Source organism: Streptomyces sp. NPDC087422, assembly GCF_044744145.1.
Taxonomy (GTDB): Bacteria; Actinomycetota; Actinomycetes; order Streptomycetales; family Streptomycetaceae; genus Actinacidiphila.
Window position 1 is genome coordinate 60,675 of sequence record NZ_JBIUXT010000008.1, and the last position, 24,906, is coordinate 85,580.

Genomic DNA, 24,906 nt, shown 5'->3' on the forward strand with positions numbered 1-24,906 from the left:
CCCGTCTTCCGACGTCGGCAGCACGAACCGCCGCCGGGCTCCGCCCGTGCGCACGTGTCTGATCTGTCACTTCGTCGAATGCCACGCGTCCGGGGCGGCGCGCGATGACCCGCGCGCCGCCCCGGTGGTGCTACCGGGTCAGGGCCCGGCGGTGGTGTCGAGATCCACTCCGCTGGCGAGCGCCGCGATCTGGGTGTCGGTCGCGACTCCGCCGAAGACCCACACGTCGTCGATCACACCGGGCCAGTACTCGCCCCAGGTGGACGTGCCGGTCTTGAGGCGGCCCAGTTGCAGGCCCTTGGCCGCGTCGAACGGCAGCACCGAGGAGTTCCACGACACCGACTCCTTGCACGCCGGGTCGTCGGGGTTGCCGTCGTCGTCACCGTCGGAGCAGAGCGACTGCTGCATCTGGCCGTTGATGTACAACCGCATCTGACCGGCCATCAGGTCGTAGACCACGGCGATGTGATCCCACGCGCCGTTGTCCTGGAAGCTGGTGTCGGAGGCGGTCGAGACGACGGCGCCGGTGCCGTCCGCGTTGGACGTCTGCAACTGCCAGGCGCCCGCGTGGGCCGGGTCGGCGGAGTCGGGTACGTAACGCACCGCGAAACCACTGGTGTTCGTACCGGCCATGCTCAGCACCGTCACCGGTTTCGTCGGCCGCGCCGCGGTGGAGACCCACGCGCCCACCGTGAAGCTGCTGTTGGTGTGGATCGGTGACGTGGTGGTCGACGCGTAGCCGGTGGCCGTGCCGTTGAGCACCAACGACCCGGTGCCGACCATGCTGTTGGCGCCCGTGGCATCGATCTGCGCGCCGCCGCCGAGGGTCAGCGGGTGCTGGTCGGCCGCGGTGGTCAGCGAGTCGGGCGAGACCTGGGGAGTGCCGGACGCGCTGTCCAGCTTCCAACGCCCCTCGACCACGAGCTGGTTGTGGTACATCGACTCGGCTTCCGGCGCCGACAGGGCCCGGTCGTAGAACCGCACGTCGTCGATCTGACCGGGGAAGAAGCTGCTCGGTGCGCCGTCGTACGACCCGGCGCCGATCTGGACGGGTCCCTTGCCGTAGAAGGGCGCGGCGAATTTCGTCGTGGCCACCCACAGGCCGTTGACGTACAGCCGCATGTCGTCGGTGTTCGCGTCGTACGAGCCGAGGAGGTGGGTCCAGACACCGGCCGGTGCATGGGTGGTGTCACCCTGGGCGGCCCGCACGATCGTGGCGCTGTCGGAGTCGGCGGTGTAGGCGTCGAAGGACCACCCGTAGGTCGCGGAGTAGTACAGCTCGAAGCCCGGCCGGTAGGTGCTGGTCTGGGTGGCGATGATCGCCGCGTGGTCGGGTTTGGCGGACAGTTTCGCCCAGCCGACCACGGAGAAGCTGCGCTGGTTGTTGACCTGCGGGGAGCGGGTGGACGCGTAGCCGCTGGTGCCGTCGAGGGTCAGCGACTTGTCCTGCGCGCCCGCGCTTCCCGCGGTGACCCCGCCGTGCAGGACCGCGGGGTCCACGTCGGCCTGGCCGTGCACCACCGTGGTGGGGTTGCCGTCGTCCTGCGCGGCCGGTTCGTCCAGCGGGAAGACCGCGCTGGCCGGGCGGCCGGCCCCGAGCTGCTCCCCCTTGTACAGGTGCGCCACGTCGGCGGCCACCAGGGGCTTGTCGTAGATCCGGACGTCGTCGACCGTGCCGGGGAAGAAGCTCCCCGGGGAGCCGGAGTAGCTCCCCGCGCCGATCTGGAGACCCCGCCGCGCGTCCCACGCGGTGGTGTAGCTCGTGGTCCCCATCAGGGCCCCGTTGACGTACAGCGACAGGGTGTGGGCCGTCCCGTCGTACGTGCCGAGCAGGTGGTACCACTGTCCGGCCGTGACGCCGCCCGCCGTGGCGGACATCGCGCGGACCGGGGTGGCGGTGGCCGAGTCGGAGCTGTACTGGTTGAACACCCACCGGTCGTAGCCCTGTGAGTAGTACAGCTCGAAGCCCGGCGCGTTGTTGCCCGGCTGCGCGGCGACGACCGCCGCGGCGGTCGGCATCCGATCGAGCTTCACCCAGGCGGCGACCGTCATGCCCTGGTCGGTGTGGACGGCCGGGATGTCGGACTGGAGGTAGGAGTCGGCGCCGTTGAAGTCGACGGCGGTGCCGGACTTGCCGGGCGCGCCGAGGGTCGGCGAGCCGACCACGTTCAGGGTGCGGTCACCGGCGGAACCGGCCGCCTGAGTGGCGCCCGCGTCGTCGTCGAGTTGCCACTGGGCGCGGGCGGGCTGGCCCTCCTTGACCCGGAACTCGTACACCTCCGGCTCACTGCCGTTGCCCGCGCTGTCGAATGCCTGCACGTTCAGGAAGTTGGTGCCCGCGCGGGTCGGCCGGAAGGTCACCGACTTCGCCGCGCCGCCCGAGGTGGCCACGGTGTGGGCCGTGTCGCACACCGCGTCGGCGTTGACGCCGTAGCAGTACTTCACGACGTCGGTGGAGGCCGAGCGGAAGGTGAAGTCGCCGTCCCGGCCGACACCGTCGTACGTCGGGTCGTTGGGGTTGTTGTCGTCGACGGCCGGGTAGTCGCCCGAGGTGATCACGGGGCCCGCCGGCACGGTGGTGTCGTACACCCAGTAGCAGTTGGTCGCGGAACCCGCGGACGACCATGGGGAGTAGCTGTAGTACTTGCCCTGGTCGTAGTCGACCGCGCGGGCCTGCCAGGCGATCGTCTTGTTCTTCGGGACGGTCTTGCCGCCGAGCGTCGCGGTGAGCTTCGTGGAGAAGGTCGAGCCGGACTTCTTCGGGCCGATCTTCGCCGAAGTCCACTGCGTGACCAGGCCCTTGCCGTCACCGGCGTCCCACGCGACGGAGAACTGCACGCTCACCTGGTCGCCGTCGGGGTCGGTGACATCGCTCGCGCTGATCGTCGGCAGGGTGCGGATCCGTACCGACGTGGACGGGCTGTGGCAGGAGGCGCCGGGGCTCATCGACAGGTGGGACATCGGGATCTGCTTGGGCGGCTGGTTGTAGTGGACCCGCAGATACGCCTTGTTGGTGAAGCGCTTCCAGCCGTACGGGTCGGACTCGTTGGCCTTCAGACCGAAGGTGGTGCTCCCGGAGTTGTGGGCCGCCGCGTACTTCACGCCGGTGGTGGCGTTGAACTCGACGTCGGAGGCCGCACAGCCGGAGCTGCCGTGCGCCTCGGTCTGGGTGTCGATGTGGTCGAGCCAGTGGTCGGCGGAGGAGTTCCAGGTCGTGCCCTTGGTGAAGCCGCTGGTGCGCCACAGCTCGATCGGCTTGGCGGTGCACGACGCGGACCACGTCTCGTGCGCGACGAAGGTGGCGTCCAGGATCGTCTTGCCCGCGAACTTCGACGTCGGGAAGGAGTAGAAGAGCCGCTTGACGTCCCTGGGCGCGCAGTAGGTCCAGTCGCAGTCGCCCACACCCGCGTCGTCGTCGCCGTTGAAGCGGTACTGCGGGCTGGAGGCCCAGTAGCGCGAGACCATCGTCCAGTCCCCCGCCCTGGGGGTGTACGTCTGCGGGTCGATGTACAGCGGGAACGAGGTGTCCGCGCCGGTCAGCAGCGCGTGGTCGGGCGTCAGCGTCAGCGAGCCGGACGCGTCGGAGGTGTCGACGGCGACGGCGATCGGCGCCATCTGGGAGGTACCGGTCGGGCCCTGCGCCGGGTCCTCCGGGCTGCCGTCCTCGGCGGTCGCGGCCTTCGCGCCCTTGGCGGCGCTGGTGGTCCTGGCGCTCTTGGTTCCGGCCGCCGGGGTGTTCGTCCCCTGCGTGCCGGAGTCCCACATGATCGGCTGCGGCGCCGCGAAGACCTCGCCGCCGGTCGTGGTGTCGGTGGCGGTCAGACCGCCGTCGGCGGTGCGCGCCACGTCGAGGCCGTCGGTCACCACCCCGAAGGTGAGCTGTGTGAGCGCCGGATTCCGCGCCGCCGCGGCGGTGTTGACCACCAGCAGCTCGTGGAAACCGTCGGTGTCCGCGCGCACCCGGAGGTCGACGTCCGGCAGGACGTTCTTGTACGTGGCGGTGTCGCCGTCGAGCGTCGGCGCGGGCAGCGCCGACGGCCAGGTGTACGACAGTTTCCGCCCGGCCCTGTCCAGGGTCACCAGCGGCGCGGAGCCGCCGCCCGACAGTTCCATGCCGACCGACGCGACCGCGGGTGCGACGCGGCCGTCGGGCCGCCGCACCAGAGTGTTGTCGATCGTCTTCCACTCGCCGCCGACGCGGGCCCGGACCGGACGCAGGTGCTGGTCCGTCTCCAGGCTGCCGTCCGGCAGCGCGTACGTCTCGTTGGACTCCGTCCGCAGCGACGTGATCTCCACGCTCTGCCCGGCCTCGGCCGCCTCGGCGACCGCCGCGTCCTGCGTGAGCGCCGTGCGGTGCGACGCACCGGTGTCGGCCTTCACCGGCTTCGAGGACTGTGCCGCCTTCGAGGACTGTGCCGCCTTCGACATCGATGTCGACGTCGGCTCCGCGCCCGGAGTCGGTGCCGCGGCGACCGCAATCGCCGCCGCGGGACCCACCGCGACGACCAGAGCGGACGCGAGCGTCACTATCAGCCCACGAGACGCACGCACACGTCTGACCCCACCCAAATCCATAATCCCCCCATGAGACGCGCCGCCTTGTAGGCGTCTGTTAACAGTGCGCGAACAATCGAGAACCGTAGATCAACACCTTCACGACAGCAACACACTTCTCTCGAATATTCGCCCGCCCCCAGCGTTTCGTGACGTTCCGTCAATGTCCGTCGAATATTTCGCGTAGGCGCAGGTAGCGGACGGATGCCCGCGTCTGTGTGAATTCCGCTTAGCCGCTGGTGAGAGCCGCTGCCCGGCTTTGTCCTGCCGTGCTCGCACAACGGCCCTATGCGCCGTCTCGGCGTTATGGGCACCGTCGGTGAGCGCCGCGACGCGGCCCGGACAGACGGCGGGCGGCGGACGTGCGGGCGGTCGGACGGTCCGACAGGCGGGTGTTCGGACGGGCGGTCGGTGACGGTCAGTGACGGGGAGGAGCGAGCGTGGTGCCGGCGGCGATCGAGCAGGGGACGAGGAGGCTGTCGGCGCGGCGGCCGGGGTCGTCGAGCATCGCGATGAGCTGGTCCACGGCGGTCCGGCCGATCTCGACGCGCGGGATCTCCAGCGACACCCACCGGCCTTCCGGCTGCTCGGGCGCGCCTTCGAGCACGGCGACGGACAGGTCGTCCGGCACCCGCAGGCCGCGCTCGGCCAGCTTCGTCCGCAGCGTCTCGGCGAGCCGTACGCTCTCGGCGACGACGGCCGTCTCGGGTCCCGTGACCAGGTGGTCGAGCCACGCGTCGGACAGGCCGGTCTCGCCGCGGAAGCCGGGTGACCCGTCGGTGAGGCCGAGTTCGCGGACGGCCCGCGCGTAGCCCTCCCGGCGGTCGGTGTACGGCTCCATCTCCAGGGGCTCGCGCAGATAGCCGATCCTGCGGTGCCCGAGCGCGGCGAGCTTCTCCACGATGCCCGCCGCCGCGGTCTCGTAGTCGGGGATGACGCACGGGATCTCGGCACCGGGCACCTCGCGGCGGCCGATGTGGATGAACGGGTAGCCCTCGTACCAGAGCCTGGCCAGTTCGCCGCGGTCGGTGGACACGCCGAGGAGCACGCTGCCGTCGGCCAGGCCCAGCCGGTTGGTGCCGTCGCGGTAGATGTTGCGGCGGCCCCCGTCGCCGCTGCCGGTGGAGGTGAACAGCACCAGGTCGTAGCCGGTCCCCTCCGCCCGCTCCTCGATGCCCTGGAGGAATTCGAAGTAGAAGTCCTCGCGGGCGTGCGGGAAGACGGCCTCGAAGGTGTGCACCCCGAGGAGGTTGGTGCGCTTGTTGCGCATCGCGCGGGCGGCCGGGTTGGCGACGTACCCGAGTTCCCTGACCGCGTCGAAGACCCGCTTGCGGGTCTCCTCGGGGATCCGGGCGCGGACGGCGTCGCCGCTGATCACTCGGGAGACCGCCGATTGGGAGACCCCGGCGAGACGGGCCACGTCGGCCTGGTTGGGGGCGCGGTCGCGGCGGCGGGCGGTCACGGTGTGCTCTCCTGTCGCAGGGGGCTGTCCTTGTGCGTCACCGGCTCGCGCCGGGCCGGGCCGGTCTCCTGGCGGCTGTGCTCGGTTGCCGCGTGCGCCGTCCCGGCGGGTCCGCCCGCCCGGCCCGGTCCGGAGCCGGTTCGCGCGGGCGCGGCGTGGCGTTCCAGGGGGCGACGGGGGCGGAAGGCGCGGCGGGCACGACGGGGGCGGCAGGCGCGGCAGGCGCGGCGGGCGCGGCACAGCGGCTTCAGCGAGCCGAGCGGGTCCGGGAAGATGAGCTGCACGTCAGCATGGTAGGCGCGGGCCGCCCGTCCGGTGCCGCGCATCGGCGGGATCCCGCCGCGGGCGGTCCGCCGGAAGCGGGCTCGACACGTCGGCCTCGCTGCTCGGCTGTCCGTCGAGCGTCACGGCCCGGCGGCCATCCGGTGTCCCGGCCGGTCTTGGTACGGAGAGCGCGTCAGCGCCGCGTGCGGGACGTTTCCGCGAGCACATGGTCCGTGGCCGTCCCGGCGACCGCCGGCCGTTATCGCGGGTCGGCCTCCGCCAGGAACTCCCGCTGTGCCGCCCGCAGTCGGGCGTCCTCCTCGGCGGCGGCCGGGTACTCGACATGGCCCGCCGTCAGGACGAACAGCTCCTTCGGGCCGCCCAGGGCGTTGTGCACGGCGAATTGTCCGGGCGGCGGCACCGCGGGGTCGAACAGGGCCGCGCCGACGTGGACGGGGACGCGGACGCGGGTGGCGGCGACGGCCGCGTCGAAGTAGCCGAGCACTTCGGTGACTTCGGGGTGCCGGGTGTAGTGGGCGCGGACCGCCTCGCCGCTGCCCGTGCAGGGCAGGGTCAGCCGCAGCGGATGGTTGCCGAAGCTGGGCACGGTCAGCAGCCCGTGGTGGAAACGGTCGTCCCAGGGCAGCGCCAGGGCGCCGATCCCGCCGCCGAAACTGCCTCCCACCAGGGCGAGTTGGCGCGCCGCTCCCGGTACCAGGGCGAGCAGCGCGGAGGCCGCGCACCAGGTGTCGGCGACGCATCCGCCGTGCACGTAGGTCTCGCGTGAGGCGATGCCGTGCACGACGTGTTCGGCCGCGGTCGCCGGAATCTCCGGGTCGAGGCTGCGCGTGGCCATTCCGCGGGCGCACGGCCAGATCGCGGCGGTGCCGGGCGGGGGCAGCGTCACATCGACGGCGTCCCTGCCGCCGTAGCCGTGCAGGACGACCATGCCGTGCGTGACGTGTCCGTCGGCGGGCAGCGTCAGCCAGCCGCCCACGCGGAAACCCCCGACCGAGGTGTACGACACCGCGTGGACGCGTACGCCGTCCCGCTCCTCCTCCAGCGCTCCCACCCGCGGCGCGGTGTCGACCGCCAGCGCCTTGGCGTACGCACCCTGCCAGAAGTCGCCGAAGTCGGCGGGCGCCTCCGGGGTGCCGACCTGGAGCAGCCGGTCCAGGTCGTATCCGTACGTCGGGTCGAACGGGAAGTCGTGGGTCTCGATGGCCTCGGCCGTCACGGGTGCGGATTCCTCTCGTCGGTCGTTCCGCCCGGCGCCGGAAGGCCCGGCGGGGGCGGCGAATGCGCTGTCGGCGGCCGGACGAGCCGTGGCCCCTTCTCGATCCTCTCGACCGCACCACGTCCGGGTCGAATCCGGCGGCGGCCGCCGTTCACCGTCCCGGCCCGCCGGTGAGGCCCGGTACGGTTGCCGACGGCCATGCTAGCGAGTGGCGTTCTCGCAGGTCACGGCCGGGGCCTGCGTTCCGGTGCGCGCGTGCCGCGCCCACTGCGCCGCCGGTCCCGGCAGGCGGGCTCGCCACGCCCGCGGCATCACGTGATCCGGATCCGGCCACTCCCGAAACCTACCCTCGGAGGCATGCTGACTGTCGAACTCGCCTTCACCGCCACCTCCGAACGCCTCGCGGCCCGCCCCGCGCACCGCGCGATCCTCCAGCGCCTCCATGACGAGGGCCGCCTCGTCGCCGCGGGACCCTGGGCGGACGACACGGGCGCGCTTCTCGTCTTCTCCGCCGACCGCGACGAACTGGACCGGATCATGGCCGCGGACGCGTACTACCGGACGCCCGGAGTCACCGTGACCGCCGTCCACGAGTGGGCTCCGGTGGTCGGGCGGGACCGTCTGACCGACGGCTGATCCGGTGCCTCAGAGGTGGAGCATGACCGTCTTGGTCTCGGTACAGGTGTCGAGAACACTCCCCCGTGGAGAACGAGTCGGCCCACGGCCGGTTCGTCGGCCGTGGGCCTCGATCGCCTCGGCGACCTGAAGCAGGATCGCGCCGCGTGGCCACCGCGAGGACTGACGATCAGTCAACTCACCGGTGCGGTAAGCGACTTACGCCGAGCGGCGGCGGCCTGCGGCCGGGTGTCGGTCAGGAGCGGGCGAGGAGTTCGAGGGTGTCGATGACGCGGTTGGAGAAGCCCCATTCGTTGTCGTACCAGGCGACGACCTTGACGTGCTTGCCGTCGACGCGGGTGAGGGCGGAGTCGAAGATCGACGAGGCAGGGCGGCCGGTGATGTCGCTGGAGACCAGGGGCTTGTCGGTGTATTCGAGGACGCCCTTGAGGGGGCCGTCGGCGGCGGCGCGGTAGGCGGCGAGCACCTCGTCGCGGGTGACCTCGCGCGCGACGGTGGTGTTCAGCTCCACGATCGAGCCGACCGGGACCGGGACACGGATGGAGTCGCCGGACAGCTTCCCGTCGAGGTTGGGCAGTACGCGGCCGATGGCCTTGGCGGCGCCGGTCGTGGTGGGGACGATGTTGACCCCGGCGGCGCGGGCGCGGCGCAGGTCGCGGTGCGGGCCGTCCTGGAGGTTCTGCTCCTGGGTGTAGGCGTGCACGGTGGTCATGAAGCCGTGCTCGATACCGGCCAGGTCGTCCAGGACGGCGGCGAGCGGGGCCAGCGCGTTGGTGGTGCACGAGGCGTTCGAGACGATCACGTGCGCGGCGGGGTCGTAGTCCTCGGTGTTGACGCCGTACGCGAGCGTCACGTCGGCGCCGTCCGAGGGGGCGCTGACCAGGACGCGCTTGGCACCGGCGCGGATGTGGGCGCGGGCGGCGTCCGCCGAGGTGAATCGACCGGTGGACTCCAGCACGATCTCGACGCCCAGCTCGGCCCACGGCAGCTTCTCGGGCTCGCGCTCGGCGAGCACCTTGATGCGGCGGCCGTCGACCACCAGGTCGGTCCCGTCGACCTCGACGGATGCGTCGAGGCGGCCGAGCGTGCTGTCGAACTCGAGCAGGTGGGCCAGCGCCTCGGGCGCGGTCAGGTCGTTGACGGCGACCACTTCGAGGTCGGTGTCGCGGGCGAGCAGGGCGCGGAGGGTGTTGCGACCGATACGGCCGAATCCGTTGACGGCGATGCGGGTCATGAGAAGGGCTCCTTTCGTTACGTCTTCCATGGTCGGCAACCGCGCGCCGAGCCGACAGTGGCCCGAATGACAGCGCCCGCAAGGATCTCGCCAGCCCGGTCGTGACGCCGCGAGCGGCCCGCCATCGACTCGCCATCGACTCGCCTCAGGTCCAGCGGCTCCGTACCGCTTCAGCCCTCACGGCTCCAGCCAGGAAAGGCTCAGGCCGGAAAGCTCCCATCCGGAAAAGCTCGGACCGAGACCCCTCAGGCCGAGAACGTGTGCCGGTACTCCGTCGGCGACGTGCCGAGAATCCGCTGGAAGTGCAGGCGCAGATTGGCGCCCGTGCCGAGCCCGACCCGGTCGGCGATCTGCTCCACGCCCAGGTCGGTGCGTTCCAGCAGTTCACGGGCCAGGTCCACGCGCGCCCGCAGCACCCACTGCATCGGCGTGTACCCGGTGTCCTGCACGAACCGCCGCGAGAAGGTCCGCGCCGAGACCCGCGCGTGGCGGGCCAGCTCCTCCAGCGTCAGCGGCTCCGCGAGGTGCGCCAGCACCCACTCCCGCGTGCTCGCGAAGACGTCGCCGAGCGGTTCCGGCACGCTCCGGGGCACGTACTGCGCCTGTCCCCCGCTGCGGTACGGCGCCGCGACCAGCCGTCTCGCCACGTGGTTGGAGAGTCCCACTCCGTGGTCACGCCGCACCAGGTGCAGGCACATGTCGATACCGGAGGCCGCGCCCGCCGAGGTGAGCACGTCGCCCTCGTCCACGAACAGCACGTTCTCGTCCACCCGCACGAGCGGATGCCGGGTGGCCAGTGCCTTCGTGTAGTGCCAGTGCGTCGTCGCCCGCTTCCCGTCGAGCAGGCCGGTCGCCGCCAGCGCGAAGGCCCCCGTCGAGATCGCGGCGAGGCGCGTACCCCGCCCGTGGGCCGCCGTGAGCGCGCTGACGACCGCCGCCGGAGGCTCCGTGGTCGCGGGCTCGCGGTAGCCGGGGATGAAGATGGTGTCGGCGTGCTCGACCGCGTCGAGCCCCTCGGCCACGTGGTACGAGAGGCCGTCACCGCCGGTCACGAGTCCTGGCGCGGCCCCGCACACCCGCACCTCGTACGGCATGCTCGGCCGGTTCGAGAACACCTGCGCGGGGATGCCGACATCGAGCGGCTTCGCACCTTCCAATACGAGCACGGCGACGCGGTGCCGCTTCCGGCTCATCAGCTCTCCTCCGGTCGCTTCGGTCACTGCGGTGACTGCGGTGACTCCGCGCGCCTCGCGGCCGGACACGGGTACCCGCCGGGGCGCCGGTGGCCGCGATGGCACCTACCGCAAGCATCCTGCCACCCGGCGGCGTGCGCCTGTCCGCGCCCGTTCCGGTACGGGCGGCGTACACCTGTCCGCGCCCGCTCCCGTACGGGCGCGGACGTCGGCCCGCGTGACGGCGAGGTCAGCGCCGTACGGCCCGCGCCAGCGCCTCCTCCGCCTGAACGGCCATTACGGCGACCAGGTCGGCGGCCTGCGGGACGTTGTGGACGAGGTCGACGGCCTCCCCCGCCCACACCGGGAGCGAGGGCACCGCGCCGCGCGCCACATCGGCCTGGTACTCCTGCCGCGCCTGCGGGTCGGCGGCCAGCTCCGCCTCCCGGCCGCGCCAGCGGTCCAGGTAGGGGTGGCCGAGCGTACGAGCGGTGTACGCCGTCGGCCACCGGGAGCCGCGGGCGATGTCCAGGACGCTGTTGCGCTCCGTGTCCTCCCCGCTCCCGCCGACGATCGCCTCGACGGCCGAGGGCTCGGCCCCGGCCTCGGCCGTCGCCTGGAAGCGGGTGCCGATGAGTGCACCGGCCGCGCCCAGCGCCAGCGCGGCGGCCACACCGCGGCCGTCGCCGATCCCACCGGCCGCGAGCACCGGCACCGGAGCCGCGAGGTCGACCACGACCGGCACGAAGGGCAGCGTGGACCGGCCGTGGCGCGCGCCGTGTCCGCCGCTCTCGGTGCCCTGCGCCACGATGACGTCGGCCCCGACGTCCAGCGCCCGCCGGGCCTCCTCCAGATCGGTGACCTGGACGATCAGCGGCACGCCCGCCGCACGGACGCGTGCCGCCAAGGGCGCCGGGTCCCCGAAGGACAGCATCACCGCGGCGGGACCGTACTCCAGTGCCTGCTCGACGGCGCCGGCCTCGGCCGCCCAGCTCAGGAACCCGACTCCCCACGGCCTGCCGCACTCGGCCGCCAGCGGCAGCTCGCGGGCCAGCCACTCCCGGTCGCCGCTGCCGCCGCCGAGCAGTCCGAGGCCGCCGCCGCGCGACACGGCCGCCGCCAGCGCGCCACCGGCGGAACCGCCCATCGGTGCCAGCGCGATCGGGTGCCGCACACCGAACATCTCCGTGAACGCCGTCGCCAAAGTCATGGGCTCCATCATGGCCCCGGCCGGGTCCGCGACGCGTGATCCCCCTCAGCGCGGCGGGAGTTGATCGTAGGTCCTGAACGTGTAGTACGCGCTCAGCCGCATCGCGTTGCCGGTGGCGGCGGGAAGTCCGAGGCGGTTGTCGACGAGGCGGTCGAGGGGGCCGCAGCCGGTGGCGCCGGGGACCGTGAAGGCGGTGTCGTAGGCGTCGAACGCGATGACCGGCGGGTCCTGCGAGACGACGCGGGAGCCGCCAGAGCGCACCAGCCGCAGCTCGACCGGGGTGTCGCCGCCGCCGATGACGCAGCCGTGCGGCAGCAGGGGGCTGAGGGCGCGGAAGCGCAGGGTGAACAGGCCCAGACGGTCGCCGACGGAGAAGAAGTCGGACCGGCCGCCGTACTCCGGTCGCAGGGACAGCCGGAGCAGCGGGTCACGGTCGGCGCCGGGGATGCCGGTGAGGCCGCCGGGGACGCGGTCGGGGGCGCTGCGCAGGGCGCCCCAGACCTGGCCGTCGGCGCCGTCGGGCAGCGGGCCCTCGGCGTGGGTGAGGGTCATCGGCGCCAGCTCGGGGATCGTCCGGCTGCCGAGCGTCAACGACCCGGTGGCGGTGAGGACTTCGCACTTCCAGAGCGTGGCGTCGACCCCGGCGGGGAGGGCCGGGCAGTCGCTGAAGTCGGACGAGTACGGGGGCGGGGCGGGCGCGTCGGTGGCCGCGGACGAGGCTGCGGACAGGGTTGCGAGGTCGGCCGCGGAGTCGGCGCTCGCGGTGCCCGTGACCGTGGCGGCCAGGGCGGCGGCGAGGGCCAGGCCCGCGGCTCCGCGGCGGACGGTCGAGCGGCGCGTGTCGGTGGTGGATCGCATGGCTGTCAGCCTGCCGTCGCGCACGGCGGCGCGGCCTTGGGGATGCCCCTTGCCGTACCCCGGAAGACCCCTGACGTGGCGTCAGGGACGTGACCCTCAGGTGCGCCCCCGAGAGCGGGAGGCACCGACGCGAGCCGCCCCCGGAACCGTCGCCGACCATCTTTCGATAAAATTGCCGCTCCGGCAATCTTGCCATCACGGCAATATTTATCTACCGTCGTAGCCATGACACAGGACGAAGACGCCGCCCGCCTCGGCCTGCGGGAGCGCAAGAAGCGGGAGACGCGTGTCGCGCTGAGCCAGGCCACGATCCGGCTGTGCGTCCAGCGCGGCTGGGACGACGTCACCGTGGAGGACATCGCCGCCGCGGCGAACGTGTCCGTGCGCACCTTCCGCAACTACTTCTCCGGCAAGGCCGAGGCCATCGCCGCCAGCCACCTGGAGCGGATGCGACGCGTCGCCGACGAACTGCGCGCGCGACCGGCCGACGAGCCGCTGTGGGAGTCGGTGGCACATGCCGTGGAGGGCCAGTTCGCGCCGAAGGGCGGTCCTGAGCAGGGCTCGTCCGAGGACCGGCGGCGCTGGACGGACGGCGTGCGGCTGATGCTCGCGGAACCGGCCCTGCACGGCGAGATCGTCAAGGCGAACGCCGCCGCGCAGGAGGAGCTGGCCAGGGCCGTCGCCGAGCGCACCGGCACCGACGTGGCCCGCGATGTGTATCCCAAGCTGGTCGCCGCGGTGGTCGGCGCGGGCAGCGCCGTGGCCGTCGAGCACTCCCTGACCGCGGATCCGCCCGTGTCGCTCGCCGCGGTCCTGCGCGAGACGTTCGACGGGATCGTCGCGGGCCTGCCCGCTCCCTGATCCGCCCGCGCCGTACGTGAGTTGACCCGGTCGGCCGCCGGGTCGCTCCGGCCTGCCCTCATACGGCGCTCCCCCTTTCCCTTCTTCCGTTCACGCAACGAGTCACTGAGGAGGACCAGTTGGTCACCACGGATGTCGTCATCGTCGGAGGCGGCCCGAACGGGCTGATGCTGGCATGCGAGTTGGCCCTGGCCGGGGTACGGCCGACCGTGCTGGAGAGCCTGTCGGCGCCGAGCGAGGAGCCCAAGGCGAACGGACTGGTCGGCCAGGTCGTACGGCTGGTCGACCGGCGGGGGCTGTACGAGGACCTGAGCGGGACGCCGGGGCCGCCGCGCCCGAACTCCGCCTCCTTCATGTTCGCCGCCCTGCCGCTGGACCTGAGCCTGCTCCCGGACAGCCCGGTGTACGGCATCGCGGCGCCGCAGCGGCACATCGTCGAGGTCCTGGAGAAGCGGGCCGGTGAACTCGGCGCGGAGATCCGGCGCGGCCACCGGGTGACCGCCCTGGCGCAGGAATCACAGGACCCGCACGACCCGCACGAGGCGTCGGACCCTGACGCGGGCGCACCGGGCGACGCCGTCACCGGGGACGTCACGGGACCGGACGGCGCGTACCGGCTGCGCGCCCGTTACGTCGTCGGCGCGGACGGCGCGCACAGCGTCACCCGCAAGCTGTCGGGCATCGGCTTCCCCGGCGTGAGTGACGACCGCAGGACCAACCGGTCGGCGCACGCGACCGTCCCCGCGCATTGGGTCGACCCCGCGACCGGCGCCCTGAATGTGCCCGGTTACGGCACCGTCCGGCCGTTCCTGCCGCTCCGTACCGAGCACGGCGGATTCTCGTACGCGCCCTTCCCCGGCCGCCCGGCGCTGATCAGCACCACGGAGTGGGACCAGCCGGAGACCGGGACGCCGATGAACCTCGAAGAACTGGGCGCGAGCGTCCGGCGCGTGCTGGGCGCCGATCTGCCGCTGAGCCCGCCGACCGGCGAAGGGCCGTACGTCCTGCGGCGGTTGACCGGCGGCAACACGCGGGTGGCCGAGCGCTTCCGGGACCGGCGGGTGTTCCTCGTCGGCGACGCCGCCCACATCTACACGGCGGGCGGCGGCCCCGGCCTGAACCTCGGCCTCCAGGACGCGGTCAACCTCGGCTGGAAACTGGCCGCCGCGATCCACGGCACCGCGCCGGCCCACCTCCTCGACAGTTACGACGCCGAGCGGCGCGGGGCCGCCGACCGTATGGTCGTCTACGCCCAGGCGCAGGCCGCGTTGACCGCTCCCGGCGACGACGTCACGGCGCTGCGTCAGCTCTTCACCGAACTGCTCGCGCAGCCCGCGACCGTCCAGCACCTCGCCGACCTCACGGCGGGCACCGACGTCCGCTACGACATGGGCGGTCCCGAACCGCACGCGCTGGTGGGGCGGTTCGCGCCGGATCTGGACCTTCCCACCCCGGACGGCACGGTCTCGGTGGCCGAACTGGCCAGATCGGCGCGGCCGTTGCTGCTCGACCTGACCGACGACGCGTCGGCCGCGGCGGCGCTCGGCCCGTGGAGCGACCGCGTCAGCGTCGTCACGGCGCACGTGCCGTCCCGGTCACCGCAGCCGCCGTCGCGGCCGGACGACGCTGCCGCCCCGACCGCCCTGCTGATCCGTCCCGACTCCTACGTGGCCTGGGCGTCGTCCGACCCGCGTCCCGGCGCGGCGGCCCTGGACGCGCTCCGGTCGGCCGCGCGGCACTGGTTCGGCGCCGGGGAAGCGGGCGGGGAGCAGGCCCGCGGCCGGGCCGGGCGGCCGGCCTGGGATCAGGCCGGGAATCGGACCGGGGGCGCCGTCTAGCAGGCCAGCATCTTCTGGATGGCCTGGCGGCTCACGCCCAGCTCGCGGGCGATGTCGGACTGCGAAACGCCCTGTCCGATGAGCTCCTGCATCAGGTCGCGCCGCTCGACGGCGAACTGTCGGGCCAGGCGGGTGTGGTGGATGGCCTGGGCGCGCACTTCCTTGATGCGGGCGAAGGTCGGCTCGTGCATCGAGAGGTCTTTCCTGTCTGCCATGCCCTCCACAGTGACAACGACGGGTTGTCATGTCAACCCCTCGTTGTCAAAGGTGGCTCTCACTCGTTCGGGGGACGCTCGGCGTAGCCTGAAGTGGTGCCGTGTCGAGCCGAGCCGAGAAGGAGCCGCGATGTTCAACTTCATGGATGAGCTCTTCGCGCCCGGCCGCAAGCACACCGAGGACGAGCGCAACCGCCTGGAGCTGTCCCGCGACGACGAGGGCAGCAGCGATCCGGCGCGCGGGGCGATAGACCTCGATTCCGGCTCGGTGGTCATCCGTCCGGCCCACGCCGATGCCCACGTCACTGAGGCGGCCCCGTCGGAGTCCGCCCCCGCCGGGGAACCGGCCGTGGACGCGGACGAGGAGTGAGGCGCGGGCACGCCTCATCCGCAGCTCCCGAGCGATGCGCGCGCCACGGCGGGTCTACGGGTGGTCGGCGCAGCAGGGAGTCGGGTTCGGCACCTCGAAGGGGGCCAGCGTGCCACCGGGCGCGGGGGTCAGGTCCAGCACGAGCCGTCCGTCGCGCCACCGCGGGCGTACGTGGTCGCGGGTCCGCACGGGGATGTGCGGATCGGGCCCGTCGCCGTCCGTCGCGGGCGGCGCGCCGACCAGGACGACCTGGTCGATCGCGGTACGTGCGAGCAGGTCCGCGAGCGTGACGGTGCCGGTCAGGGCGTCGGCGCCCGGATAGAGCACCGCCCGGCCGCCGCTCCCGCGGGCGTGTTCCGCCGCCGCCGCGGTCGCGGAGCGCGCCTCCTCGGCCGGGCCGTGCGTAGCAGGGCCGAGTGCGGCGCCCGCACCGTCGAGTCCAGCGCTGGCGAGTCCCGCACCGTCGAGCCCCGCCCCGCCCGGTCCCGCCGTGTCCTCGGGCGAGAGCCGGGCCAGCAGCCGGTCCCATGCCGCCGTCGCGGCCTCGGCGTCGGGCAGCGCGAAGGAGACGGCCGTACGCGGGCGGGCGGTGGCGCGTACGAGGTGGGTGCAGGCGACGGTGGCGGCCGGGAGGTCGAGCACGTCGGCGAGGTGCCGGATGAGGTGGTCGGCCTCGCGCAGATTCACCGACCCGGCGGCCACACCGATGACGGTGTGGCCGCCGGGTCCTTCGTGCGGGGTCGTCATGCGGGCAGGACCCACATCGGGTTGGAGTAGAACCACAGGTCCTTCCAGGGGTCGGCGTCGCCGATCACGTCCATGGCGGGGCCGACCGGGTCGACGGAGGCGCCGTTGACGCCGACGGCGGTGCGGTTGCCGTCGGTGCCGCGCAGGCGGACGTACACCGGCTTGTCGACCCGGCCCAGGGAGTAGGTCAGCCGGACCGTTCCGGTCGACTTGTCGACCTCGAAGGACTTCACGACCTTGGTGTTCGGCGCGGCGAGGGTGTCCTTGTCCCGCGCGGTGCCGGTCACCTGGCCCTGGATGACGTCGACGCGGGCGAGCTTGGGGACGAACTGGGACCAGTTCGGGCCGCCCGCCAGGGCGACGGTGACGACCAGGTCGACCTTGCTGCCGCGGCGCACGTGCAGGACGCCGCCGAGGGTGACCGACCGGCTGCCGTCGCCGAGCCGCGCGTCGAGGCCGCTGATCAGGCCGCCGTGGTCGACCCAGACGCGTCCGGCGCGGATGCCGTCCATGACGGCCGCGTAGGAGAAGCCGGCGGAGCCGACGTGGGTGCGGCTGTACTGGCCGGGCCAGAAGTCGGTGTCGGTGAGGTTGAGCGCGCCGCCGTAGACCGGGTCGGCGTACTTGCCGTTGGCGTTGAAGTCGCCGTTCGGGCCGCGCACCGAGTTGTCGGCGTAGACGTTGTGCGAGTCGGAGTTGGCGGTGATCCACCAGGGCTTGCCCTCGGCGAGGAGGCTGTCCCACAGGCCGCCGACGGTGGAGGTCATCCAGTCGAAGCCGCCCCAGGTGCGGTAGCTCTCCAGCGGGTAGCCCGGGAAGGAGTCGGCGCTGGGGCTGTTGTCGTAGATGCCGCGCCCGGACCCGGCGCCCTGCGGGGCGGGCAGGCCGCCCGCCTGGTGGCCGGGGGCGCCCTCCATGCCGACGGCGATCCCCGGCTGGGCGTCGCGCCAGGCGCGGATCTCGTGCGGGGAGTCGATGCCCTTGCGCGCCGGGTGGTTGGCCAGGAACAGCACGTCCTGGACCTTGCGCCGCCTGACCTGGTCGGCGAGGAAGTTCAGGCCGGAGATGGCCAGCGCCTCGTTGGCGGGCGTGCTGGCGCTCGCGCCCTTCACCGAACCGTCGAAGGAGTTCTCGAACTCCTTGAGGACCGCGACCTCGTTGCGGCCGGGGTGGACGAAGACGGTGCCGTGCTCGGCGGCCGGGATGTTCCACTCAAGGCCCTGGAAGACCAGGGTGTCGGAGACCTTCGCGCGGGCCGCGACGATGTCCGGATTGACCTTCTCCACACCGATCTTGGCGTGCTGCTCGCTGCCGTGGTCGGTGATGACCATCCAGTCGAGGCCGTGCGCGTTGGCCTGCCGTACGTGGTCGATCACGCGGTACTTGGCGTCGCTGCTGTACTGGGTGTGGATGTGGTGGTCACCCGCCAGCCACAGCAGGCCGCCGGGGTGCGAACCGCCGTGGCCCGCATGACCGCCGGAGGAGTGCGCCGCCGCCTGGCCCGCTCCGGCCAGGACGCTCCCGGCCGCGAGTCCCGCGCCCAGCAGGCCCGTTCGGCGCAGCATGGAGCGCCGCGAGAGCTGACTGGGCGTCAACTCCTCGTCCGGTACCGAGGTGTCGAGGGCGGGAGGCAGCGAACCGCCGTCGGTGTGACCGCCGTGCGCGTGATCGTGGGGCCCGTGCTGGTGACCGTGGCTGTGGCCGTGGCTCATATTCAGCTCCCGCTGACGACAGGATGTACGCGTAGGACGCGGCGAGTCTGGGCAGCGCGGGTGAACGGCGGGAGGCACCGTGGGGTGGCAAAGGCGAAGTAAAGCGTAAGCAAAGGCCCACGGCGTGCGCGTCGCGTCGCTCGGCCCCCTCGCATGCGGGCGTCGTCGGCGGTACGGGCGAGGACGCGTCCGGCCCCGGACAGGACCGCGCGGCGGCCCGTCGTCCACGGGCTCGGGACCGGTCCCGAGGCGGCGCCCGTAATCTCCGCGGACGATGGACGACCCGAGGAGTATCCGCGTGACCGCTCGGCAGAACTGGTCCCTGCCCGCGTCGGTGAACTGCGTCCTGGCGCGCCGCGACCCCGCCGGACTCGCGGTGGAACTGGCGGCGGCCCGCCGGGACATGACCGAGTTCACCCTCGCGCTGGACGACAGCCGCACCTACCTCTACCCCAAGCGCGCCAACGTCGTCCGCCACCAGGGCAAGGCGCTCGCCCGCAGCCTCCGCCGCATCAGCGCCCGCCTCTGCCGGGGCGGCTGCGCACGTCTGCGGGCGCACCCCCGGCTGGGGCGGTACGTCAGCGTCCACGAACGCGACGTGCTCGACGACGGCGGTGTCCTCGCCGTCCGCCGGGGCGTCCTCGAACTGACCCGCGCCCTGGCGACGTTGCGCAGCCGCGAGCCGTTCTACGTCCGCGTCCGGGACCGCGAGATGTCGAGCACCAGGTCCCGGCGTACGGCGCTTCGCTCGGCGCCCTGCTCGACACGGTGGTCCTCGACCTCACCGCCGCGGACCTGTCCGGCCTGAACGCGCACGCCGTCTCCGGGCTGCGCGCCCTCTGGTCCCCGAGTACGGTCTGGTCCCCGGCCGCCGCCAAGAAGGCGCGCGCGGCCTCCCGCGAGATCGGCCCCGGCGTCTTCCTGCTCTGACACGGGCCCGTCGTCGCTCCGGAGCGGTGGGTGCGGCGCCTTCCGGGCGCGGTGTTCACCAGCCCGTCGCGGCGACCACCTCGCGGGCGATGTCCACGACGCTCCTGCCGTCCGTGGCGATCCGTACCGTGTCCGGAGACGCGTGTTCTGCCAGGTGCCGCGCCATGACGTCGCTCCGGCTGATGTGCGGGGCGAGTTGGGAGCCGGTCTCGCGCCGGGCGAGCCGGGCGCGGGCCGTCGCGTCGTCGGCGGTGAGCAGCACCCGGACGACGCGCGGCGGCCCGCCGCCCAGGGCCCGGACGAACATGTCGTGCTCCAGCACGCTCACCGTGTTGGTGTAGATCAGCCTGCGGTGCCCCAGCGCCGCGAAATTCGCCCACACCGCGGCCAGATTCCGCTCGGTGATCGCGGAGCGGCGCGGGTCGTCCGGCGGCGCCGGGTGCACCTGCCCCATGAGGTCGCCCTCGATCACGCAGTGCGCGACCTCCGCCTCCCGCAGCAACTCCGAAACCTCCCAGGCCACCGTGGACTTGCCCACGCCCGAACGCCCCCCGATGAGCAGCACCTCATACGTCGTCACGCCGGGAGCCTCCCAGAGGCCGACCCCGTCGGGCCACGCGTTTTCCCCGGCCAGGGGGCGTACGGGCTTACGCGCGAGCGGACCGGCCGCGTTCTGACCGGCGCGGTACCGGGAGCCGCCGGGCCCCGGAAGGGCGACGTCCGCGCCGCGCGCCGCCCTGTCCTACGTCAGGAGCGCGGCACCGCGCCGTGCTTCCAGCGGTGCCCCGTGGAGGCGGTCTGCGTCTATCCGGGGAGCGGCTAACCGCCCCTGACGGGGCATCACCCGCACCGCCCTGAGGATGCCCGGCGGTCGGGAACGGCGCGCGCCACCGCCGGTCTCGGCGCCGCGCGGGCGACCCCCCTTTTTCCAACGTTGACCGCCGCCCGTATGGACACCCGCCAGGCACTGTGCTGTCATGCCACCGACATCGTTTGCAACGATGGAAGAAGTGCGGGGAGGTGCCCGTGGGACGCGGGCGCCGCCTTTGTCCAGCATTCCGCCAGGTCGGACCTCAGGAGCCCACGCGGTACGGGGAGGCGGGCTCCGACAACGCTGTCAGCGGCCGACGGAGCCTCACGACGGGTCGACAAGGGGCCCGCTTCAGGACGGAGTTGTGCGTGAGAAGAAGACGAGCGTGGCGCACGATGCGGTACATGCGGCGGCGGGCAGCGGTGGTCGCCGTGACCGCCTGCGTGGCGGGGATGACGGTGGCCGGGGCGGGCCAGGCGTCCGCGGGACCGGGACACGGGGCGGGCCACCACGCCGTCCCCTCGGTGACCTCGGGCGGCGCCCGCTTCCAGGTGCTGTCGCCGACGTTGATCCGTACCGAGTACGCGCAGGACGGGAAGTTCACCGACGCCGCGACGTACAACGCGATCGGCCGCGGTGACTTCGCGCCTGCCGCGTACACGACGAGCACGTCCAACGGCTGGCTGACGGTCGCGACGAGTGCGATGACGCTGCGGTACCAGGTGGGCTCCGGGCCCTTCAGCGCGCGGAATCTGTCGGTGAGACTGACAGCCGGATCCTCCGCGGTCACCGCGGCGCCGTGGCAGCAGATGACGTGCGCGGTCGGCGCGCTGTGCGAGGCGGAGAGCCTGCCGTACAGCGGGGTCGGCGTCGCCACGGACCACACCGGGTACACCGGCTCCGGCTTCCTGGCCGGCTTCCAGGGGACGGGCAGTTCGCTGTCGGCCGATGTCGAGGTCACGACGGCGGGCACGTACCAATTCGACGCGCGGTACGCCAACTCCGCGGCGGGCGACGGCCAGAACACCACACGCACGCTCACCTTGACGGTCGACGGCGGCGCGGCGCGGACGCTGAGCCTTCCGGTGACCGGCAGTTGGGACACCTGGAGTCTGGCGACCGCCGCGGTGCAGCTCGGCGCGGGCCGTCACACCGTCACGCTGTCCAGGGCCGCCGGGAACTCCGGCAATGTGAACATCGACAGCGTCGCGCTGGTGAACTCGGGGAGCGCGTTCCCCACGGCCTCGGCGACGGCGATCGCGGACTGTGCCTTCGGCGCGAGTTGCGAGGCCGAGGCGGACCGGATCGCGGGTTCCGCGAAGGTGGCCACCGACCACGGCGGATACTCGGGCGGCGGCTTCCTCGGGGAGCTGAACCAGGGGTCGAGCGTGACGACCCACGTCGTCGGGGTCCCGTCGGACGGGACGTACGCGGTCCAGGTGCGCTACGCCAACTCCACGGGCGGCGACGGCCTGAACCAGACCCGTACGGCCACTGTGTCGTCCGGCAATACGAGTCAGACGCTCTCGCTGCCGGTGACCGGCAACTGGGACACCTGGCAGACCGCCTCGGTGCCGGTGGCGCTCAAGGCGGGCGCCGACGACATCACCGTCGGCTGCCCGAACGCGGCGAGTTGCCACATCAACCTCGACACGCTGTCGGTGACCGCGTCCGGCGCGGCGGCCCCGCAGCCGCACCTCGCGCTCGGCGGATACCGGCGCAGCCTGGACGGGCTCAACGGCGACAACGGCAATCCGACGACCACGCCCGGCCTGATGTACAAGGACGGCTGGAATCTGCTGGACGACACGACGTCCGCGCTGTACGACACCGCCGCCAAGACGGTCACGCAGCGCCCCTCGCACAACGGGACCCCGTACCAGGACGGTTATCTCTTCGGGTACGGCCACGCCTACAAGCAGGCGCTGTCGGATCTGGCGACGCTGACCGGCCCGGCGCAACTGCTGCCGCAGTGGGCGTACGGCGTCTGGTACTCGGAGTACATCGACAGGACCGCCGCCGACTACGAGAACACGATCCTGCCCGCCTTCCGGTCCGAAGGCGTCCCGCTGGACGTCCTGGTGACCGACACGGACTTCAAGTCGCCCAACGCCTGGAGCGGTTGGGAGATGAACACCGCCAAATTCCCCGACCCGAAGGGCTTCTTCGACTGGTCGGCGGCGCAGGGGCTGCACAACACGCTCAACACCCACCCGAGCATCCTGGCCTCGGACCCGCAGTTCGCACAGGCCCAGGCGACCGCCAAGGGCAAGCTGGTCAAGGGCGGTTGCGCGGCGGGGGCGAGCGCGGGAGGCGACTGCTACGTCTTCGACTTCGGCGACCCCGACCAGCTCAAGGCGTACATGGACCTGCACAAGACGATGGACCAGCAGGGCAACGACTTCTGGTGGTTCGACTGGTGCTGCGACAACTCCCAGTCCTCGCTCGCCGGAGTGACGCCCGACGCGTGGATCAACCAGGCGTACGCGGCGGAATCCGCTCCGGCGATCGGCCGCGGCTTCGTCATCTCCCGCGCCTACGGCTCGCTCCAGGCCGGCGGGTACAGCGGCCAGCAGGGGCTGCCCACCGGACCGTGGGCCGACAAGCGCACCACCGTGCACTTCACCGGTGACACGTCCTCGACCTGGGGCACGCTGCGGTCCGAAGTCGGTTACACACCGGGCGAGTCGGTCGCGACCGGCATGTCCGCGGTCAGCCACGACATCGGCGGTCACAACGACACGACCGGGCTGACCGGCTCCGAGACGTACACCGACGGCGGCGGCACCCACACCACGCACAAGCTGCCGGACGACCTGTACGCCCGGTGGGTGCAGCTCGGCACCTTCCAGCCCGTCGACCGGCTGCACAGCAACCACAGCGACCGGCTGCCGTGGCAGTACGGCACCGCGGCCCGGCAGTCGGCGGACACATTCCTCAACCTCCGCGAGAACCTGGTGCCTTACACGTACAGCCTCGCGCAGCAGGCGGCCACCACGGGCGTCCCCGTGGTCCGCGCCACGTACCTCGAATACCCGGACGAGCCGCAGGCGTACGCCACCGCGGGCAGTGAGTACTTCTACGGCTCCGACATGCTGGTCGCTCCCGTCACCACCCCGGGGACGACGGCCACGACGTCGGTGTGGTTCCCGCCCGGCCAGTGGACGGACTACTTCACCGGGCAGACCTACACCGGCGGCACCACGCGGAACATCACCACGGGGCTCGACCGGATGCCGGTGTTCGTGAAGGCGGGCGCCGTCATCCCGACCCGTACGGACGATGTCACCGCCAACGACAAGGCGCCGATGACCAAGGTCACGCTGACCGTGGCCGCGGGCGCCTCCGGCTCGACCTCGCTATACGAGGACAACGGCACCACCGGGGGTCCCGGTCGCAGCGCCACCACGACGGTCCGGTACCGCGAGAGCGGCGGTCGGCACACCGTCACCGTCAGCCCGGCCGCCGGGTCCTTCCCCGGCCAGGTCAGGACCCGGCAGTGGACGGTGACGCTGCTCGGCGGCGCCGCGCCGAGCCACGTCACGGCGGCCGGCAAGGGATTGCCGCCGGACGCGTACCACTACGACAGCGCGACCCGCTCCCTCACCGTCACGCTGCCCGCGCGCAGCGTGCACGCACCGGTCACCCTCAGCTACCGCTGACCGACCGGCCCCGTACGGGCCCGCGCGTACCCCCGCGCGGGCCCGTACCCATGAGGCGGCTAGGGCGCGCCACCGCACAGCTCCGCGAAGCGCGCGGTGTCGATGTTGCCGCCGGACAGGATCAGGCCGACGCGGGGCGGAAGGGGGGTGACGCGGGCGGAGAGCAGGGCGGATAGGGGCGTGGCGCCACTGGGTTCGAGGACGATCTTCAGGCGTTCGAAGGCGAAGCGCATCGCCTCGCGGATGGCGTCCTCGGTGACCAGGACGATGTCGTCCACCAGCCGCCGGTTGATGGAGAAGGTCAACTCGCCGGGGACGGAGGCCGCTTGCCCGTCGGCGATCGTGCGCGGGACGGGGATGGCGACACGCTCGCCCGCCTCCAGCGAGCGCTTGGTGTCGTCGCCCGCCGCCGGTTCGACGCCGATCATCCGGATGGCGCTGTCCAGCCCCTTGACGGCGGTCGCGCTTCCCGCGAGGAGTCCCCCGCCGCCGACCGGCACCACGAGGGCGTCCAACGGCCCTGCCTCGTCGAGGAGTTCCAGGGCGGCGGTGCCCTGTCCCGCGATGACGTGCGGGTGGTCGTACGGCGGGATCAGGGTGAGGCCGCGGTCGGCGGCCAGCGCCTCGCCGATGGCGACCCGGTCGCCCGTATACCGGTCGTAGGTGACGACCTCAGCGCCGTAGCCCTCGGTGGCCTCCCGCTTGGAGCGCGGGGTGTCCTCGGGCATCACGATCACCGCGGTGCTGCCCAGCTCCCGCGCGGAGAGCGCGACGGCCTGCGCGTGGTTGCCGGAGGAGTACGCGGCGATGCCCTTGGCCAACTGCTCGGGCGTGAGCCGGGACGCGGCGTTGTACGCGCCGCGGAATTTGAACGCGCCGACGCGCTGGAAGTTCTCGCACTTGAGATGGACCTCGGCGCCGACGAGGTCGTCCAGGGTGCGCGAGCGCAGGACGGGCGTACGGTGCGCGACGCCGTCGATGCGGGCGGCGGCGTCGCGGACGTCGGCCAGCGTGACCGGCGCGGCGGCGGTCGGGGGGCGGTGGGTTGAGGTCACCACCGCACCCTACGCCGTGCTCCTCGGGCGCCTCGCGGGTGGCCGGACCTCGGACGTTACGGTCCCGCGGCCTGCGCG

Annotated in this window: 20 protein-coding genes; 7 read left to right on the forward strand and 13 right to left on the reverse strand. The window is 72.6% G+C overall.

All coding sequences use genetic code 11. The annotated features are described in order from the left end of the window. Nucleotides 1–138: 138 nt before the first annotated feature. The 4 genes from ACIO6U_RS24910 to ACIO6U_RS24925 all read right to left on the reverse strand — a co-directional run bounded on the left by ACIO6U_RS24910 (nucleotide 139) and on the right by ACIO6U_RS24925 (nucleotide 7,517). Nucleotides 139–4,551 carry a LamG-like jellyroll fold domain-containing protein gene (locus ACIO6U_RS24910; protein ID WP_401722368.1) on the reverse strand — a complete coding sequence of 1,471 codons (4,413 nt, stop codon included), beginning with the start codon at nucleotides 4,549–4,551 and terminating at the stop codon, nucleotides 139–141. Nucleotides 4,552–4,972: 421 nt separating this feature from the next. Next, the gene (locus ACIO6U_RS24915) at nucleotides 4,973–6,016 is read right to left on the reverse strand and encodes a LacI family DNA-binding transcriptional regulator (protein ID WP_401722371.1); all 1,044 of its coding nucleotides are present in this window, start codon (nucleotides 6,014–6,016) and stop codon (nucleotides 4,973–4,975) included. Then, nucleotides 6,013–6,300 (reverse strand): hypothetical protein, encoded by a 288-nt coding sequence (locus tag ACIO6U_RS24920; protein WP_401722374.1) that lies wholly within the window; start codon nucleotides 6,298–6,300, stop codon nucleotides 6,013–6,015. The genes ACIO6U_RS24915 and ACIO6U_RS24920 overlap by 4 nt, the downstream gene beginning before the upstream one ends. A gap of 239 nt (nucleotides 6,301–6,539) precedes the next feature. Further along, nucleotides 6,540–7,517 carry an acetylxylan esterase gene (locus ACIO6U_RS24925; protein ID WP_401722376.1) on the reverse strand — a complete coding sequence of 326 codons (978 nt, stop codon included), beginning with the start codon at nucleotides 7,515–7,517 and terminating at the stop codon, nucleotides 6,540–6,542. 357 nt (nucleotides 7,518–7,874) lie between these two features. On the opposite strand from ACIO6U_RS24925, the gene ACIO6U_RS24930 reads away from it, so the two are divergent. Then, nucleotides 7,875–8,153: a YciI family protein gene (locus tag ACIO6U_RS24930; RefSeq protein ID WP_391045375.1), complete on the forward strand. Its 279-nt coding sequence runs from the start codon at nucleotides 7,875–7,877 to the stop codon at nucleotides 8,151–8,153. A 235-nt stretch (nucleotides 8,154–8,388) separates the two neighbouring features. Here the strand turns inward: ACIO6U_RS24930 and gap are convergent, their stop codons facing one another. From gap to ACIO6U_RS24950, 4 genes are all read right to left on the reverse strand, one after another. Then, entirely contained in the window at nucleotides 8,389–9,387 is a 999-nt protein-coding gene (gene gap / locus ACIO6U_RS24935; RefSeq protein ID WP_355345609.1) for a type I glyceraldehyde-3-phosphate dehydrogenase, read from the reverse strand. A 245-nt stretch (nucleotides 9,388–9,632) separates the two neighbouring features. Next, nucleotides 9,633–10,580, reverse strand: a complete 948-nt coding sequence (locus ACIO6U_RS24940; protein ID WP_391045381.1) for a DJ-1/PfpI family protein — start codon at nucleotides 10,578–10,580, stop codon at nucleotides 9,633–9,635. A gap of 229 nt (nucleotides 10,581–10,809) precedes the next feature. Then, a complete protein-coding gene (locus tag ACIO6U_RS24945) occupies nucleotides 10,810–11,769 on the reverse strand; it encodes an NAD(P)H-dependent flavin oxidoreductase (RefSeq protein ID WP_401722378.1) in 960 nt (319 codons plus the stop codon). A gap of 45 nt (nucleotides 11,770–11,814) precedes the next feature. After that, complete coding sequence (locus ACIO6U_RS24950; RefSeq protein ID WP_401722381.1) at nucleotides 11,815–12,627, reverse strand: hypothetical protein; 813 nt, start codon at nucleotides 12,625–12,627, stop codon at nucleotides 11,815–11,817. Between the two features lie 225 nt (nucleotides 12,628–12,852). Between ACIO6U_RS24950 and ACIO6U_RS24955 the strand changes: the two genes are divergently transcribed. Next, nucleotides 12,853–13,488, forward strand: coding sequence for a TetR family transcriptional regulator (locus ACIO6U_RS24955; RefSeq protein ID WP_355345621.1), 636 nt, complete (start codon nucleotides 12,853–12,855; stop codon nucleotides 13,486–13,488). 119 nt (nucleotides 13,489–13,607) lie between these two features. Next, the gene (locus ACIO6U_RS24960) at nucleotides 13,608–15,326 is read left to right on the forward strand and encodes an FAD-dependent monooxygenase (protein WP_401722384.1); all 1,719 of its coding nucleotides are present in this window, start codon (nucleotides 13,608–13,610) and stop codon (nucleotides 15,324–15,326) included. On the opposite strand, the gene ACIO6U_RS24965 is transcribed toward ACIO6U_RS24960, so the two are convergent. Beyond that, the gene (locus ACIO6U_RS24965; RefSeq protein ID WP_355345627.1) at nucleotides 15,323–15,541 is read right to left on the reverse strand and encodes an HTH domain-containing protein; all 219 of its coding nucleotides are present in this window, start codon (nucleotides 15,539–15,541) and stop codon (nucleotides 15,323–15,325) included. The genes ACIO6U_RS24960 and ACIO6U_RS24965 overlap by 4 nt on opposite strands. Before the next feature lie 130 nt (nucleotides 15,542–15,671). Between ACIO6U_RS24965 and ACIO6U_RS24970 the strand changes: the two genes are divergently transcribed. Then, nucleotides 15,672–15,911: a DUF6191 domain-containing protein gene (locus ACIO6U_RS24970; RefSeq protein ID WP_401722387.1), complete on the forward strand. Its 240-nt coding sequence runs from the start codon at nucleotides 15,672–15,674 to the stop codon at nucleotides 15,909–15,911. A 54-nt stretch (nucleotides 15,912–15,965) separates the two neighbouring features. On the opposite strand, the gene ACIO6U_RS24975 is transcribed toward ACIO6U_RS24970, so the two are convergent. Beyond that, complete coding sequence (locus ACIO6U_RS24975) at nucleotides 15,966–16,658, reverse strand: hypothetical protein (RefSeq protein ID WP_401722390.1); 693 nt, start codon at nucleotides 16,656–16,658, stop codon at nucleotides 15,966–15,968. Continuing rightward, the gene (locus tag ACIO6U_RS24980) at nucleotides 16,655–18,370 is read right to left on the reverse strand and encodes a PHP domain-containing protein (protein ID WP_401722393.1); all 1,716 of its coding nucleotides are present in this window, start codon (nucleotides 18,368–18,370) and stop codon (nucleotides 16,655–16,657) included. The genes ACIO6U_RS24975 and ACIO6U_RS24980 overlap by 4 nt, the downstream gene beginning before the upstream one ends. A 298-nt stretch (nucleotides 18,371–18,668) precedes the next feature. On the opposite strand from ACIO6U_RS24980, the gene ACIO6U_RS24985 reads away from it, so the two are divergent. Together ACIO6U_RS24985 and ACIO6U_RS24990 are read left to right on the forward strand one after the other, a co-directional pair. Continuing rightward, nucleotides 18,669–19,178 carry a hypothetical protein gene (locus tag ACIO6U_RS24985; RefSeq protein ID WP_401722396.1) on the forward strand — a complete coding sequence of 170 codons (510 nt, stop codon included), beginning with the start codon at nucleotides 18,669–18,671 and terminating at the stop codon, nucleotides 19,176–19,178. Next, complete coding sequence (locus ACIO6U_RS24990; protein ID WP_401722399.1) at nucleotides 19,139–19,300, forward strand: hypothetical protein; 162 nt, start codon at nucleotides 19,139–19,141, stop codon at nucleotides 19,298–19,300. Before ACIO6U_RS24985 ends, ACIO6U_RS24990 begins: the two co-directional genes overlap by 40 nt. A gap of 55 nt (nucleotides 19,301–19,355) precedes the next feature. On the opposite strand, the gene ACIO6U_RS24995 is transcribed toward ACIO6U_RS24990, so the two are convergent. Beyond that, on the reverse strand, nucleotides 19,356–19,880 hold the full coding sequence (locus tag ACIO6U_RS24995) for an AAA family ATPase (protein ID WP_401722401.1): 525 nt from the start codon (nucleotides 19,878–19,880) through the stop codon (nucleotides 19,356–19,358). Between the two features lie 683 nt (nucleotides 19,881–20,563). On the opposite strand from ACIO6U_RS24995, the gene ACIO6U_RS25000 reads away from it, so the two are divergent. Then, entirely contained in the window at nucleotides 20,564–23,773 is a 3,210-nt protein-coding gene (locus ACIO6U_RS25000; protein WP_401722743.1) for a TIM-barrel domain-containing protein, read from the forward strand. 59 nt (nucleotides 23,774–23,832) lie between these two features. On the opposite strand, the gene ACIO6U_RS25005 is transcribed toward ACIO6U_RS25000, so the two are convergent. Then, a complete protein-coding gene (locus ACIO6U_RS25005) occupies nucleotides 23,833–24,828 on the reverse strand; it encodes a pyridoxal-phosphate dependent enzyme (RefSeq protein WP_401722403.1) in 996 nt (331 codons plus the stop codon). Nucleotides 24,829–24,906: the final 78 nt, after the last annotated feature.

Excerpts from the sequence above, each read along its gene's own strand:
- ACIO6U_RS24930 (WP_391045375.1), top strand. The coding sequence starts at position 7,875 with ATGCTGACTGTCGAACTCGCCTTCACCGCCACCTCCGAACGCCTCGCG.
- gap (WP_355345609.1), bottom strand. The coding sequence starts at position 9,387 with ATGACCCGCATCGCCGTCAACGGATTCGGCCGTATCGGTCGCAACACC.
- ACIO6U_RS24940 (WP_391045381.1), bottom strand. The coding sequence starts at position 10,580 with ATGAGCCGGAAGCGGCACCGCGTCGCCGTGCTCGTATTGGAAGGTGCG.
- ACIO6U_RS24945 (WP_401722378.1), bottom strand. The coding sequence starts at position 11,769 with ATGACTTTGGCGACGGCGTTCACGGAGATGTTCGGTGTGCGGCACCCG.
- ACIO6U_RS24950 (WP_401722381.1), bottom strand. The coding sequence starts at position 12,627 with ATGCGATCCACCACCGACACGCGCCGCTCGACCGTCCGCCGCGGAGCC.
- ACIO6U_RS24955 (WP_355345621.1), top strand. The coding sequence starts at position 12,853 with ATGACACAGGACGAAGACGCCGCCCGCCTCGGCCTGCGGGAGCGCAAG.
- ACIO6U_RS24965 (WP_355345627.1), bottom strand. The coding sequence starts at position 15,541 with ATGGCAGACAGGAAAGACCTCTCGATGCACGAGCCGACCTTCGCCCGC.
- ACIO6U_RS24970 (WP_401722387.1), top strand. The coding sequence starts at position 15,672 with ATGTTCAACTTCATGGATGAGCTCTTCGCGCCCGGCCGCAAGCACACC.
- ACIO6U_RS24975 (WP_401722390.1), bottom strand. The coding sequence starts at position 16,658 with ATGACGACCCCGCACGAAGGACCCGGCGGCCACACCGTCATCGGTGTG.
- ACIO6U_RS24980 (WP_401722393.1), bottom strand. The coding sequence starts at position 18,370 with ATGAGCCACGGCCACAGCCACGGTCACCAGCACGGGCCCCACGATCAC.
- ACIO6U_RS25000 (WP_401722743.1), top strand. The coding sequence starts at position 20,564 with ATGACGGTGGCCGGGGCGGGCCAGGCGTCCGCGGGACCGGGACACGGG.